The organism is Pseudoalteromonas ardens, from assembly GCF_030125445.1.
Taxonomy (GTDB): Bacteria; Pseudomonadota; Gammaproteobacteria; order Enterobacterales; family Alteromonadaceae; genus Pseudoalteromonas; species Pseudoalteromonas ardens.
This window is the reverse complement of sequence record NZ_JASJUV010000003.1, coordinates 526,384-541,636: the sequence shown is the minus strand read 5'-3', so window position 1 is coordinate 541,636 and position 15,253 is coordinate 526,384. Positions and strand designations below refer to the sequence as shown.

15 protein-coding genes are annotated in these 15,253 nt (G+C 48.9%); 13 read left to right on the top strand and 2 right to left on the bottom strand.

Features of this window, described 5'->3' with window-relative positions; all coding sequences use genetic code 11:
* Window positions 1–228: 228 nt before the first annotated feature.
* The 12 genes from xseB (at window position 229) to QNM19_RS13045 (ending at window position 12,512) form a co-directional block, all read left to right on the top strand.
* Window positions 229–471, top strand: a complete 243-nt coding sequence (xseB, locus tag QNM19_RS13100; RefSeq protein ID WP_058797357.1) for an exodeoxyribonuclease VII small subunit — start codon at window positions 229–231, stop codon at window positions 469–471.
* A 3-nt stretch (window positions 472–474) separates the two neighbouring features.
* Window positions 475–1,362, top strand: coding sequence for a (2E,6E)-farnesyl diphosphate synthase (gene ispA, locus QNM19_RS13095; RefSeq protein ID WP_284026780.1), 888 nt, complete (start codon window positions 475–477; stop codon window positions 1,360–1,362).
* A gap of 187 nt (window positions 1,363–1,549) precedes the next feature.
* Window positions 1,550–3,409, top strand: coding sequence for a 1-deoxy-D-xylulose-5-phosphate synthase (gene dxs, locus QNM19_RS13090; protein WP_284026812.1), 1,860 nt, complete (start codon window positions 1,550–1,552; stop codon window positions 3,407–3,409).
* A gap of 328 nt (window positions 3,410–3,737) precedes the next feature.
* Complete coding sequence (gene deoC / locus QNM19_RS13085) at window positions 3,738–4,502, top strand: deoxyribose-phosphate aldolase (protein ID WP_284026779.1); 765 nt, start codon at window positions 3,738–3,740, stop codon at window positions 4,500–4,502.
* Between the two features lie 2 nt (window positions 4,503–4,504).
* The gene (gene deoD / locus QNM19_RS13080; protein WP_049865738.1) at window positions 4,505–5,230 is read left to right on the top strand and encodes a purine-nucleoside phosphorylase; all 726 of its coding nucleotides are present in this window, start codon (window positions 4,505–4,507) and stop codon (window positions 5,228–5,230) included.
* Between the two features lie 213 nt (window positions 5,231–5,443).
* Complete coding sequence (locus tag QNM19_RS13075; RefSeq protein ID WP_049865739.1) at window positions 5,444–5,761, top strand: hypothetical protein; 318 nt, start codon at window positions 5,444–5,446, stop codon at window positions 5,759–5,761.
* Window positions 5,762–5,981: 220 nt separating this feature from the next.
* Complete coding sequence (locus QNM19_RS13070; protein ID WP_049865740.1) at window positions 5,982–6,482, top strand: hypothetical protein; 501 nt, start codon at window positions 5,982–5,984, stop codon at window positions 6,480–6,482.
* 140 nt (window positions 6,483–6,622) lie between these two features.
* Entirely contained in the window at window positions 6,623–7,249 is a 627-nt protein-coding gene (locus tag QNM19_RS13065) for a phage tail protein (RefSeq protein ID WP_284026778.1), read from the top strand.
* 257 nt (window positions 7,250–7,506) lie between these two features.
* On the top strand, window positions 7,507–8,127 hold the full coding sequence (locus QNM19_RS13060; protein WP_049865742.1) for a phage tail protein: 621 nt from the start codon (window positions 7,507–7,509) through the stop codon (window positions 8,125–8,127).
* A 266-nt stretch (window positions 8,128–8,393) separates the two neighbouring features.
* Window positions 8,394–8,948, top strand: coding sequence for a phage tail protein (locus QNM19_RS13055; RefSeq protein WP_049865743.1), 555 nt, complete (start codon window positions 8,394–8,396; stop codon window positions 8,946–8,948).
* 254 nt (window positions 8,949–9,202) lie between these two features.
* Entirely contained in the window at window positions 9,203–11,818 is a 2,616-nt protein-coding gene (locus tag QNM19_RS13050) for a fibrinogen-like YCDxxxxGGGW domain-containing protein (protein ID WP_049865744.1), read from the top strand.
* A gap of 460 nt (window positions 11,819–12,278) precedes the next feature.
* Window positions 12,279–12,512 carry a helix-turn-helix domain-containing protein gene (locus QNM19_RS13045; RefSeq protein ID WP_010382895.1) on the top strand — a complete coding sequence of 78 codons (234 nt, stop codon included), beginning with the start codon at window positions 12,279–12,281 and terminating at the stop codon, window positions 12,510–12,512.
* Window positions 12,513–12,577: 65 nt separating this feature from the next.
* Here the strand turns inward: QNM19_RS13045 and QNM19_RS13040 are convergent, their stop codons facing one another.
* The gene (locus QNM19_RS13040) at window positions 12,578–13,111 is read right to left on the bottom strand and encodes a hypothetical protein (protein ID WP_049865745.1); all 534 of its coding nucleotides are present in this window, start codon (window positions 13,109–13,111) and stop codon (window positions 12,578–12,580) included.
* A 134-nt stretch (window positions 13,112–13,245) separates the two neighbouring features.
* Window positions 13,246–13,944 carry a tRNA1(Val) (adenine(37)-N6)-methyltransferase gene (locus tag QNM19_RS13035; protein ID WP_049865746.1) on the bottom strand — a complete coding sequence of 233 codons (699 nt, stop codon included), beginning with the start codon at window positions 13,942–13,944 and terminating at the stop codon, window positions 13,246–13,248.
* Between the two features lie 67 nt (window positions 13,945–14,011).
* On the opposite strand from QNM19_RS13035, the gene srmB reads away from it, so the two are divergent.
* On the top strand, window positions 14,012–15,244 hold the full coding sequence (gene srmB / locus QNM19_RS13030; RefSeq protein WP_284026777.1) for an ATP-dependent RNA helicase SrmB: 1,233 nt from the start codon (window positions 14,012–14,014) through the stop codon (window positions 15,242–15,244).
* Window positions 15,245–15,253 lie beyond the last annotated feature (9 nt).

The window sequence follows — 15,253 nt, the reverse complement described above, 5'->3', positions numbered from 1 at the left end:
GAAATTACCCGTTATCTATCACGCAGTTATTATTATCGACAGAGTTATCGGCCAGTTTTGCAATAACTTAACTCAATTATATTAAATTGCCTTGAAATTGCGAATCCATAAACCAATGGCAAGCCATTCAGACTGTATAACGCAAAAATTCTGAGAGATCTTTGACCTCAATCTGTAATACTCATAAAATTAGGCGTTTTTTAATTTAGCTCAAAGTGAATACTGCACATGGCGACAAAAAAACCGGAAAACATGAGCTTTGAAGAAGCTGTTGATGAGCTTGAAAGCATTGTACAGGGCATGGAACGGGGCGAACTCACCCTGGAACAGTCGCTCAAGCAATTTGAACGCGGGATAAAGCTGGCCAATGCTTCCTCGCAAAAGCTGCAACAGGCAGAACAGAAAGTGGCGATTTTGCTCGGTAATGACGAGCAAAGCCCGCTAAATGAATTTACGGACGAGCTGGAATAAACTTTGGATTTACAAGCACAACTTGCCCATGCCAGAGCGCAGGTCGAAGAAACTGTAGCGGCGTATTTCGCTCAGGAACTGGACAGTGACGACACAGCCATTGCTGCAGCGCGTTACAGCATTAGTAATGGTGGTAAGCGATTACGCCCGTTTCTGGTCTATGCAACCGGACAAATCTTTGGTGCCGCGCATCGCGATCTCAATATCGCCGCAGCGGCCGTCGAATGTATCCACAGTTATTCGTTGGTTCATGATGATCTTCCGGCCATGGACGATGATGACCTGCGTCGCGGTAAACCAACGTGCCACATTGCATTTGATGAAGCACAGGCAATCCTGGCTGGCGATGCACTGCAAACTCTGGCTTTTGAGCTGTTATCAGCACATACGTTTTCCGTTGCGGCAGCAAATCAGATTGCGATGATCAAAACCCTTGCAAAGGCATCTGGCTTACAAGGTATGGTTGGTGGTCAGGCACTGGATTTGGCAGCAACGGATAAGTCTGTCAGCCTGGCTGAGCTGGAACGGATCCACCGCTTAAAGACAGGCGCACTGCTGACTTGTGCTATTGAGCTCGGCGCGCTGTGTGCCCCTGATGTGTCACCACATACCCTTGCCCGACTGCGTGACTATGGTCAGAGTATTGGCCTGGCATTCCAGGTTCAGGATGACATTCTCGACATAGAAGGTAACACTGAGGTACTGGGCAAACCTCAGGGGTCTGATCTGGAACACAATAAATCTACGTATCCAGCACTATTAGGATTATCAGGTGCAAAGCAAAAAGCGCAGGCACTCGTAGAAGAAGCTAAGCGGGCACTCAAGGATATTGATGCAGACACACAAACCCTGGCTTTGCTGGCTGATTATATTATTGCCAGAGACCATTAATGGCTGTAAACCGACTAGCAATCAACTGATAAGTCGCTAAATTAATAACTAGTTAAGTTATACTGTGGTGCATTGCACACTGCACGCCGAACAAAGCGCCGAGCACCCAGCACAGAATTTATAAATTTAATGGCGGACAACAATGACAACCAAGTCAGCGAACTCTGCCCAGGATAACGTAATCAATATGAGTCTTGATAACAGCAAGTATCCCCTTTTGGCATTGATAGAGCAGCCTGAGCAGCTGCGCACTTTGCCACAACATAAACTGACCGAGTTCAGCGATGAGCTTCGTGACTATCTGCTCAATTCGGTCTCACAAAGTAGCGGTCACCTTGCCTCCGGCCTAGGCACGGTTGAGCTGACGGTGGCGCTGCATTATGTGTACAATACGCCGGACGATCGTCTGGTGTGGGATGTAGGCCATCAGGCCTATCCGCATAAAATACTCACGGGTCGCCGCGATCAAATGCATACCATACGACAAAAAGATGGCCTGCACCCCTTCCCATTCCGTGAAGAGAGCGAGTACGATACATTCAGTGTTGGCCACTCCAGTACCTCTATCTCAGCAGCACTGGCTATGGCGATTGCCGCAGAAAAAGAACAGCAAGGGCGTAAAGTCGTCGCTGTTATAGGTGATGGCGCAATGACCGCAGGTATGGCTTTTGAAGCCATGAACCATGCCGGTGATGTAAAATCAGATATGCTGGTGATCCTCAACGACAATGAAATGTCTATTTCAGAGAACGTGGGCGCACTGAACAACCACTTTGCACGGATCTTATCAGGCAGCTTCTATACCAATATCCGCGAAGGCGGTAAAAAACTCCTTTCCGGTGTCCCCCCTGTTAAAGAGCTGGCGAGCAAAGTTGAAGAACACCTTAAAGGCATGGTTATCCCAGGCACCTTCTTTGAAGAACTCGGCTTTAACTACATAGGCCCAATCGACGGCCATGATGTCAATATGCTGGTGGATACGCTCAGAAACATGCGCAACCTCAAAGGTCCGCAGTTGCTGCATGTTAAGACCCAAAAAGGTAAAGGTTACCAACCCGCTGAAGCTGATCCAATTGGCTATCATGGCGTGCCAAAGTTCGATCCTAGCGTGCATAGCCTGCCCAAATCAAAACCTGCCGCGCCAACATTTTCTAAAGTATTTGGTGACTGGTTATGTGACATGGCAGAACAAGACAATAAGCTGATGGCCATCACGCCAGCCATGCGCGAAGGCTCAGGCATGGTGCGCTTCTCAAAAGAGCACCCAAACCAGTATTTTGATGTAGCAATTGCTGAACAGCATGCCGTCACTTTAGGTGCCGGTTTTGCCTGTGAAGGGCTCAACCCCGTCGTCGCCATTTACTCCAGCTTTTTGCAACGGGGTTACGATCAGCTGATCCACGATGTGGCATTACAGAATCTGCCTGTATTGTTTGCCATAGACCGCGCAGGCATTGTCGGGGCTGATGGCGAAACGCACCAGGGTGCATACGATCTAAGCTTTATGCGCTGTATTCCCAACATGGTGATTATGGCGCCGAGCGATCTGAATGAATGTCGCCAGATGCTCTATACCGGTCATCGTCTGCAACAACCTGCCGCCGTGCGCTATCCGCGAGGCTCGGCAGGTGAAGCAGAGATTGAGGCACAGATGACTGAGCTGGAGGTAGGCAAAGCTAACTTGCTACGCACCGGTAAAAAAGTCGCCATTCTTAACTTTGGTACCTTGCTGCACAATGCAAAGCCGGTCGCAGAGGCACTGGATGCAACTTTAGTTGATATGCGCTTTGTGAAGCCACTTGATAGCGACATGGTTACTAAGCTGGCAGCCGAGCATGACCTGCTGGTGACATTGGAAGACAATGCCATTGCAGGCGGTGCAGGCAGTGCGGTCAGCGAGCACCTGGCCGCTGCGCAGATCCTCAAACCCATTTTGCATCTCGGTATCCCGGATGAGTTCATCAAGCATGGTACGCAAGACCAGATGCACACCGAAATGGGCCTGGATGCTGCCGGTATCCAGCAACGGATCGAAGCTGTACTTTAATTTTTGAACCACCTTCCTTAAGCCACTGTCATCACAGTGGCTTTTTTATTTCACTCTATTCTGATGGTCACATCAAAACGCCGCGCCTTGCGCCATATCAAGAGACAGCGCTTTTGTACTGGTCAATCACCATCAACTCACGGACAATACAGGGGTGATTAAATGGAATTAGCTTGCCCCGCCGGGTCAAGTCTTCACGGAACCAAGTCCACTCGAGTACCCAAAGCAAGAGTGAATACTGCTCTATCAAAGTCCTCTCTTCGTTTTTCGGGTTAGTGGTTCTTTGCTGCCTGACCACACCATACCGGCAGCACAACAGGAGTTTCCTATGTCTTCAATAACACGCAAAGAAGCCGCACAGCTGGCACTGAATTGTATGGATTTGACCAGCCTGAGCGGCACAGAATGCGACCAAGATATCATCCAGCTTTGCCAGCAGGCCAGCTCAGCGGTGGGCAATGTAGCTGCGATTTGTATTTACCCCCGGTACATTCCATTAGCCAGACAACATCTGGCGGCTGGGATCCGCGTTGCGACCGTCGCAAATTTTCCACACGGCAACGACAATATAGCCAGAGCGGTTGAAGAAACCCGCACGGCTGTTGCACTTGGCGCCGATGAAGTAGATGTGGTCTTTCCCTACAGCGCCCTGATGGCAGGTAACCCTGACATCGGCCAGCAGCTTATTGAACAATGCAAGCAAGCTTGTGGTGCACAAGTACAACTCAAAGTGATCATTGAATCCGGTGTACTGGCAACCCCCAAATTAATTGAACAGGCGTCGCGCATCGCAATCAACGCTGGCGCGGACTTTATCAAAACCAGTACCGGTAAAGTTGCCGTGAATGCCTCCTTAGAAGCCGCACAGGTGATGCTCAATGCCATCAAAAGCAGTGGTAAACAGGTTGGTTTTAAAGCCGCGGGGGGTGTGCGCACGGTTGCCGATGCCCAAGCCTACCTGATGCAAGCCAGGCAAATTATGGGTCCGGACTGGATGAACAAGCAACACTTCAGATTTGGTGCGTCTGGTTTGCTCAGTGATGTACTCGCAACTCTGACAGGCTCTGTCTATGACGCTCAGGGAGGGTACTGAGAATGCAGGCCAACCATCATGGTACAGTCCACATCAATGCGCCTGACGATGCCTTCGCCGATACCGTATTACTGCCGGGCGACCCACTGCGCGCCAAGTTCATTGCGGAGCACTTCCTGGATGATGTTACTGTTGTCAATACGGTGCGCAATATGCTTGGCTACACTGGCTTTTTCCAGGGCCGCAGACTCTCGGTGATGGGCACTGGCATGGGGATCCCCAGCTGCTCAATTTATGCCAAAGAGTTAATCACAGAGTACAAAGTGAAAAACCTGATCCGTGTGGGCAGCTGTGGGGCCGTTTCCAAACACGTGCAACTGCGCGATATTATTATTGCCATGGGTGCCTGTACCGACTCAAAAGTAAATCGAATGCGCTTTAAAGATCATGACTTTGCGGCCATTGCCGACTTCAGCCTGCTCAACGCCTGTGTTCACACAGCCTCAGCACTCGCCCTAAAAGTACAGATTGGCAATGTTTTTTCATCCGACCTGTTTTATACGCCACAGCCAGAGATGTTTGAGCTGATGGATAACATGGGGATCCTGGGAGTAGAAATGGAAGCAGCCGGGTTATATGGTGTTGCTGCACAATATGGTGCCAGGGCACTGACCATTTTAACGGTTGCTGACCACATCACTCTGGACACGCATCTGAGCAGTGACGCCCGGCAATCTTCCTTCGAAGAGATGATCCAACTAGCACTTCTGACAGCAAAAACAATGTAACCCCCTTCCATTACCGGGTGTGCCAAAGGCACACCCTGACAGCCTGCTCGTTGCCATAACTTTTTGTGTAACGTTAAACGGTTCAACGGCTATTTTCCCGGTAAAGATAAAGCCCGAGCCAACGGCTCAGATACCATCCATTGCGAACTACTATTCGCGCTGTTACTATCCCCGTGTAAGGAACAAACACAACCACAATTTGGGAGTATTACCATGAGAACACTTTTACCCATTGCCGCCTTACTCTTCTCAGGCTCAGCATTGGCTAGTTTCGAAATGAGCGGCAAAATCATCAGACTTTTTGCCAGTGAAACAGGCAGTATTGCTGTCAGACTAGACAAAAATTACAATGACTCTGCCAGACAAGAGTGCCCTGGATTTAATGGCTGGGCAGGTAATGTATCGGCAGATCCAATTCTTAAGTCCACCTTGCTTGCCGCACATGCAGCTAAAACGAATGTCACACTCTCGATATCGGGATGCACAGCAGGCGGAGCCTGGGTAAAAATTGCCGCCGTTTATTCTGACTAGTAAAATACGATGTACTTCAGGAAGCCTGCTGCGGCAAGCTTCTTTGACTAAAAACAGCAGACTTCGGAGTGTTTGATAACCAGATCATGATACTTTTTTACCCCGACCTGTTTTATACTCTCCCCCCTGAGCCGGGGCTTTATCGCTGATATCTAAAATGCACCGCGCTAGCATAAAACTTAAGAGCCCGTTTTTTCTTTAATTACATACTTTTAAAATTATGACCAAAACCCGACAGATCATTTATGCGGTTGTACTCAACCGGGGATTTTTATTGTTTCCACTGGTGCTGATCAGCCTGCTGGTTGGCAGTATCACCGCTGAAGACATTCGCTATCTGCTGGGTCATATGGACCAGCACGGCTATCAAAAAGTCATAGATAACGAATCGACCATCACCATTTTGCTGATTGGGTTTGGGGCCATCATGGATGGCCGGAAAATTTTTTCAAAGCGCATGCTGGAAAGTAAGAACGACCCCACACTGGAACAACACAGCGCCCTGAATGCTACGTCTGAATACTATGGCTTTATGCTGATTGTGATAGGCATTGCTATCGAGATTGTTGATCAAATCACAAGGTATTTGAGCACATTCAATATCGATATTTTGGCATTTGAAGCCATCTTCAGCCTGGTATTTAATGTGATTGCACTCATTGTGATGCTCAAAGCAGCCTACAGAATCGCGGCCATTGACATCGAAAAGCACCAGCTTTAGGCCGCTTAACACCGCGTCGAGTTCTGTTTTAGCGCTGCTCGTATGGCCGCTGTAATATAAAGTAATATACTTGCAGCGTTCGAACATGTAGGATAAAAGCTGGAGTAATTATTTAATATCAATGAGCTAAGGGCTGCTTTATGTCAACACAATCGTATATAGGCGAACTCACCCCCTTTTTAGGCAACTTTGTTATGCGCGAATATCTGAGGTGTCACGGTCAGGTTGAGTCCATTAACCTGTACAGCTCCCTTTTCTCAATATTAGGTACAAATTATGGCGGTGATGGCCGTATCACATTTGCCACCCCCGAACTACGTGGCCGCAGTATGGTCGGTCGGGGACAGGCACCTGGTTTTGTATATAACTACCTGTTAGGCATGGAATATAACGTGGAAACACACACTCTGAACTATAACCTGTTACCACAGCACCATCATACGGCATCGCTACAAATGCCAGATCAAACGTCAACAGTCTTTTCCACTTTGTCTGTTGCGCAAAACAACGCGAACCAGCCAGTACCAAGCAATAACGCCCATATTGCCGCACCCAGTTATGACAACTTCTTTACACAATCACCCACCAGCGGGGCCGTAACCCCCGTAGCCATCAAAGGGCTTAGCGCTGATGTTCAAAGTACAAGCCAGGCAAACATTAGGCTCAATGTCACCAATAATAATACGCAGCCCTTTGATTCACGCAACCCGCTTCAGGCAGTGAACGTGCTCATTAATGCAGAAGGTCTCTACCCGCCACGCTCCTAGTCTCGTCTCAGCCAGGTTAAGAAAACATAAAGCAGTATCTGGCTGCTTTATGTTCATACACATGATGGAATCATGTGCCACACACCTCATTCTCAATCGCCCAATTGGCTTCTCTGGCACTAAGATCCAGCATCACTTGATCACGTTTACACGGTGTACTGAGCTGTAATATAAAGTAATATACTTCTGAGCCGGGATCAGGTATGGTTCAGATAACTATAACGTTTTTCACAACAATATTTTAGGGAGTGAGTATAATGGCTGCCGATTCGTTTCTCGGTGAAATGATGCCGTTTACAGGCAATTTTGCAGTACGCAATTTCGCAGAGTGTATAGGACAAACAATCTCAATCTCACAAAATACGGCATTGTATTCCCTTACAAGCACTTTCTATGGTGGCGATGGCAGAAGCAACTTTGCTTTACCTGATTTGCGCGGCAGAACCCCTGTAAGTTACGGTCAAAGTCCGGGCCAATCCAACTATACAATCGGTCAAAAAGCAGGAAGTGAATTAATCACACTGACCACTGAGCACCTGCCTGCGCACTCACATTCAGCAACGGCCACTGTTGCAATAGATCATTCTGTCACACCCACCTTGCAAGTCGCCTCCAATACTGCCAACACACGCGTACCTAACGTAGGCAGCTTTATTGGCTCACCGCAAGGACAGGATAGCTTCTTTTTACCCAACGGGTTTGAGTCCGCACAACTGACAGACATCCAGGGACCAGAAATTGAGGTAACAGCAAAGCAAACCTCTGCGACAGTGACAGTAGACGACGCAGGTGCAGGCCAGCCGCTTTCACTACTGAGCCCACTCACTGTCGTCAACTGGCAAACGTGTATACAAGGACTATATCCTTCACGTGCATAATGCGTGCATAATGCGTGCATAATGCGTGCACAATCATGATTAGGCAACGTCAGGAGCCTCCCTCCTGACGCAAATCGCAGTGAGTAAATGCCTGTACCATATTGCCGCGTATTGACGGACGGCCTGACAACCCCTTTATGTCAGCATAGATAGCGGGTTAATTTTAAACACGTCACCCGCCACTCATGCCCTGATCCCGTCGTTCATACCAGTTCTGATTTAATAAATATCGCAATTTTAACAAGACTTTACTGTGAGGTAGAAACATGCAAGTTGTAGCATATCAAGGTGACATGATGCCGTTTGGCGGCGATTTCAGTGTAGAAGGTTACGCGCCGTGCAACGGTACACCTATGTCAATCAACCAAAATCAGGCACTGTTTACCCTGCTGGGAACCAAATATGGCGGTGATGGACGCACCATATTTGCGCTCCCGGATCTGCGGGGCAGATCCCCAATAGGATATGGGCATGGACCTGGACTGAATTATCATCCATTAGGTATGCATGGCGGGGAAGAACATATGACACTTAAAGAGAAACATGTGCCACAACACACACATACCGGGACCTTGACTGTTGCAAGTAATAAAAGTAACGAACTTTACCCTTCAAAGGAAACGTACTTTGGCCAATACGCCATTCCGGGTGGCACGTACTTCGAACCCAATGACTTTGAAAAATTACGGCCGAAAGAAATCAAGGGAGTGACCACAGATTACGGCCCTCTGGACGGGGGCCATAGCTTCTCTATTCGTGACCCCTATTTAGCTATCGGCTGGCTGATCTGTCACCTGGGTGCCTACCCCAGACGCGCTTAACTCATACTACCGGGTGCAACGCACCCGGGTTGACTTACCAGTTGTATTACTCTCCTGCTCTCTCAGCATCTTCAACCAGCGGGCTTACTCACTGACCCACCTTGTTGCTTAACAGTCGCACGGCAAAGACGCCATCAGCGCCACAAAATACATACTAAATAATGATAGATAATATTTATAGCAATCATTAATCCGTAATCCTGTACAATATTCATCGTACATTAATTCAACTCTACTCTTACTCAGGAAAAAACATGAAAAAACAAGTGCTACCTGCCATGCTCGCCACATTATGCTGGCACGCATCGGGAACTGAACTGGTACAGGATGGCCAGTTCGAGCAACAAACACTGGCTGAAGCACAGTTAAGCCACACCTCTGATGTCTGGACATTTTCCGATAGTCAGGCAGGGATCATTAACCTCTCCGCAGCTCATTATGCCGATCATCAGGCTGTAAATAACGTCGCCTTCATTGGCCAGGGTGCATCCCTGAGTCAGGCCCTGCCTGTGCCATTGAGTTTAACCAGCAACTACATGATCCAGGCTAAATTAGGCGTGCGCGCCAGTGTTAACCCGGCCAACTTTAGAATTGGCTTTCGCATTGCAGAGCACTTTATCGATATCACCCCTGATCTCACGTTAGTCGAAGGGGCATTTGTCCAGCTCGCTGTGACATTTGAGCCGACCGAGGCGCATCGTGCGCTTGCTGAGTTAACTGATACCATGGCACTGGAAATACACAATACCAGCATTGATGCCAATACCCTTGACGTAGATGCCATCTCTGTTGTCAGCCTGGCTAAGCCTCTGGATGATGATGGCGATGGCATGACCAATGATTGGGAAATTCGCTACGGATTCAATCCGGCAGATGCAACTGATGCAGGTACAGATGTAGATCAGGATAGCGCCAGTAATCTAGCTGAGTTTCTGGCCAATACCGATCCAACCGACTCCAGCAGTTACCCGGCATTATTTGAACCACTGGCGCAGGCCAACCTGGAAATACCAGGCGCCCTGAGATTAACGCCCAATGCCAGTGCACCAGTCCCTTGCAACCCAGAGCACACAGGCTCGATATACTACAGCAGCGTAGATAAGCAGATTTTTAGCTGTGATGGCACACTCTGGCGCGAATTACAAGGTGAACAGGGTTTACAGGGTGAGCAAGGGCTTCAGGGACCACAAGGTGAACAAGGTTTGCAAGGGCCGCAAGGTGAGCGCGGCCAACAAGGAGAACCGGGCATACAGGGGCCACAAGGTGAACAAGGCGTGCAAGGTCCCAAAGGGGATCAGGGTCTGCCTGGCACCACACACTGGCGTGATGGCGCGACAACCGTATCAACCACCGTTTCCGTAGGTGTTGGCACTCAATCGCCCAGTGCTGCACTGGAAGTCATTGGTAATGCCATCGCTAACGACCCTATCGCGCCAAACCACCTGGTCACCAAGCGCTATGTTGATAATGCCAGCCAATCTCTGGAAGCCAAATACGCCCGTCTGCTGGACATGGTCAACGTCCTCAATCAGGAAGTCTATCCCAGCGATGGGATCAGCTGTGAAAGCATTGCCCTCAGTGACCCAACCGCAACATCCAACTTGTATCTGATTGATGCGGATGGTCCCGGTGGCGCACCTGCGATCCAGTACTTTTGTCACTTTGAAGACTTGACACTCTCCCGACCGGTTGTCACCGATGGTGATACCACTGGCGCCAATAATAACATTGCCCTGGTCTATACGAATTCACTATCACCGGGTAATTACACCGCCAGTGGCACCGTTAACCAGTTCAGCCCGGCTGGCGCATTTGACGGCCACCTGTATTACACAGATCCAAACCCGAAAATTAACCCTCAGGCAGGTGAACTGCTGACGCACGGGATCTGGCTTGGTCCAACCAACAGCAACGAGTGGTTGCAGGTCTCCTTTGCCAGAAAAGCCGTGATCACCGGTTTTAGCACTCAGGTGTCAATGAAACACGCAGAGTTTTCACCCCGGACACCCAAAGAGGTCATTTTTCAGGTGTCTGACGATGGCATCACTTTCACCGATCATGAAACCATTACGATGGAAAAAGGAACCAGTCAGGTTAAGCTCTCTAAAGCAGCTCTAGGTAGCAGCTTCCGGCTGCTGGTGCTGAGCACCCATGGCTCTGGCGACTATACTCAAATCGATGAAATGGAATATTACGGCTTTTTTATCGACGAATTTGCCGATAACAGCCCGCAGGCACAGGGTAAAACCTGCCATGATATTCAACAAACCAACCCAACCAGCCAGTCAGGCTATTACACCATAGACCCGGATGGCGCTGGCAGTGTCGCCCCGTTTGTGGCGTATTGTGATATGGAAACCCTGGGCGGTGGCTGGACACTGTTTGCCAACCATGCCGATGGTATTGACAGAAAACTGATCCGTGAGCCGGTCAGAGTCGATCAATATGGTGTGCTTGAGTCTTCGAGGTGGCAGGCACTGCGCGCGGCTATGACGGAAGGATTGATGTTTGTTGATGAGCACAGCAAAGTATCGATGATCTCAGCCTTCAATGTCACCAATCCAACTGGTGTAGGATGTCAGGGACTACTGGACGACACCGCAGCTGATCTGACAGCGACATTTGACAATACCCCTCATATTGAAGGGTTGAACATATTCAGAACAGAGCCCACCGGAGTGCCCTGTAGTTATGTCGATAGCGGGACATTTACCATGGCAACTTTGGCAGATAATACCGGATATTATCAGTGGGATATTGCCGGTGCGTCGATTTTTAATGGTAATCCGGAACGACAATTTACCATCTGGCCGTACTCAACTCTGTATTCTCACACAGAGCAGGATGTGCTGAAGTACTATATTAAATAACGCAACAGGTGCTGTTTAATAAACACATTAGACAGCACCGTTATCCTCTCAACTAATCTTCAGATCCATGCAGAAAAACACACAAGGTAATAACGGCTGCTCAAATCCAGTCGCCTTCCAACCCTTTGTCATCAATGCAATGCACTCAGCATCTTGATTTCTCTCATCACGGTGCACACCCATCAAGCTTCCATACAATACATTGGATCAGCCGACAGGTAATGAAAACCATGCTTACTTAACACTCTTTCGGCACATCAGAGAGACCTGATGATGAATGATTTCATAACCTAAAAAAAAGTTGCACATTATTATTTTTTTCATTGCAATCTGAGTTACAAATTACCCATTGCAGGAAATAGCAATAGGCGTCCGGGCAGGTGTCTTTTAGATCATCCGCAAAACAGCATCAAACACACCCGGCTTTACCTTTAAAACAATAATCAAAGGAACTAACAATATGGAATTTTTTTCCCGCTACATTACCGGTGATGACCTCAGGAAATTAAGAAAAAATAAAGGTGTGACAACACAGGCAATGGCGACTCAGCTTGGCGTGTGTCGTAAAACTTATGAAAACTGGGAGCGCGATGTGGGTCAGCCAAAACTCAACCAGTTTTTTGCTATGGTCACTTTTTGTTCTGTCGATGTCTCAGACTTTCTGACTAAAATACGCCAGCACGGCCAGGCCTGATATGCTGCCCTCAGAGTACTCCGCGCGAATGGCTCTGAGGGTTTTTGATTATACTCATCTCTTCATCAAGCCTGTGCCAGCGGCTCAGGTAGTTCATTTAGCCAACGCACTTCCCTGATCCAACTCGTCATTTTAGGAAAGCCCTCATCCGGGCAAGTCATATCCCATGCCGTCAGCAAGGGATCACCAAACACCCCACCATTTTCGAAACTTTCTTTTAGTGCCTGATTCATGCCCTGATAACTGTTTTCCGGAAAGACCAGATCTATGGGTAGTCCAAGGTGCCAAATTGCGGCAACAGACCAGGCTGTCGCGGCCATTTCCTCCCCGTCCATCGCTTGTTTTTCGCGTCCATTTTTAAGCCCGTTTTTATATACATCTTCATGTAGCTGAGGCCTAAAAATGGGCTCACATACCGCAATGTGCCCCGCTTCATGCAGTATATCCCCGGGACAAACCAGCTGATCAATGTCTATGTGGAGTACGCCATGAACAATTTGTAACCCAGGCAAGAACATCTGACCCTCTACGGGACAAAGCGCATGGGGCAAGTTAATGTCGCTCAGGAAGTTACAAATGCGTTGAGTATCTTGATCCATTATCGGCTCCTTGCACTGACCCCGGAACGACCCGGTTCAGTCTAATTACGTTATTTGCGAGTGTAATGTTTTTCAAACAGTTTTTATATTACATAAGATTACTGCATAAGTGCCCATTTCGCCGCCATTGAGGGTCACATTTTTAGATAAAAATCACGACACAGATCAATAAACGCTGCACTGTATGCGCCATCCTGCGTTCTCACACACAGGGTTTCCTGAACCAGATCAGTCTCCGTCCGACACCATTCCATCATCAGCCTGCTAACGGGCTTGTCAGGCGTCATAGTGACATCACAGCGGCGAGCAAGGTACAAACCATATTGCTGTGCCAGTGCGATAAAGGCGAGCCCTTCCTGAGCCGGTAAAATGACCGCCAGCCGACCTTGTGCGTAGCTGTGCAGCTTAAACGCCTCAATCAGGTGCGTAAAACTCAGACTGTCGGTGTGGCGCGCGGTATTTCGGGCAACATCCGGCCCTTTTAAGCTGTGATTAAAATATGGCGGATTGCTGATCACCAAATCATAGAGCTGATCGGCAGCAAATGTCTGAATGGGAGTCTGGTGCACCCGAATACCCTGCCAGGGGCTGCCATGGATGTTGTCTCTGGCATCCAGACAGGCCTGCGTATCAATTTCAACCGCATCGATCATCAGGGATGGGGCGCGCTGTTTGCACATCAGACTCAGTAACCCAGTGCCAGCACCAATGTCCAGCATGCGCTGTGCGCCCGTCACGCGAACCCAGGCGCCGAATAACACCCCATCGGTCGACACCTTCATTGCACTGCGCGATTGTGCCACCGTAAATTGCTTAAATGCAAAGCCTGCCATTTTGCTCCTTTGAGAAACCCGGATTGCCAAGTATAATTCCGCTATTGTCCTTTATTTGTGATGCACTATGCAATTTACTGAATTCGATCTCGACGGCACGCTTCTGACTGCCATAAAAAAAATGGGCTTTGAGCAGGCCACCAGCATTCAACAGCTAGCCATTCCGGAGGCTCTGATGGGCCGTGATATACTGGCGTCTGCGCCAACGGGCACAGGTAAAACAGCCGCCTTCCTGATCCCGGCAATTCAGTATTTGATGGATTTTCCGCGTCGCGATCCCGGTTTTGCCCGTGTGCTGATCATGACGCCCACCCGTGAGCTGGCCTATCAGGTGTTTGAGCAATGCGAAGCGCTGGCAGCAGGCACGCATCTGAAAATCGGTGTGGTAACCGGTGGTATTAACTATGGCAGCCACAAAGAAATCTTCGAAAAGAACAACGACATTCTGATAGCCACACCGGGCCGTCTGATGGAATACCTTGAGACCGAAAACTTCCACGCCGACAATGTTGAGCTGCTGATCCTCGATGAAGCCGACCGCATGCTGGATCTGGGCTTTAAAAAAGAAATGCTCAAGATCTGTAACGAAGCAAAGAACCGCCGCCAGTGTTTCCTGTTTTCCGCCACACTGGAAGGCGACAGCGTCGAGCTGTTTGCTGAGCGCATCTTAAAAGATCCGGCACTGCTTGAAGCCGAATCATCGCGTAAAGAAAAAGGCAAAATTCATCAGTGGATCCATCTGGCTGATGATTACGAGCATAAACTGGCGATGCTGGCCAACCTGCTACAAAGCGAAGAAGTGACCAAGGCCATCGTGTTTGTGAAGACCCGTGAGCGTCTGGAAAAACTGGTCGGCGAACTGTACACCCAGGACATTAAAACCACCTGGCTGCGCGGAGAAATGCCGCAGGACAAGCGCATGGCCGCCATGGCCAGCTTCCACAGTGGGCGCACCCGCATTCTGATCGCCACCGATGTGGCGGCGCGTGGTATCGACGTTGCGGATATCAGCCATGTGATTAACTTTGATATGCCGCGTACCGCCGACATTTACGTGCATCGTATTGGCCGTACCGGACGTGCCGGAAAAAAAGGCACCGCCATTTCACTGGTTGAGGCCCATGATGCCGAGATCCTGGGTAAGGTTGAGCGCTACACAGAGCAGAAACTAAAACGCCGTGTGATTGAAGGGCTGGAACCAAAACACAAAGAAGCCAAGTTACCGAAAAAGAAAAAAGATCCGGTTAAAATCAAAGCCAAGAAAAAAGCCGCTAAGGCCAAAACAAAAAAGAAAAAGTAACCCATAAGC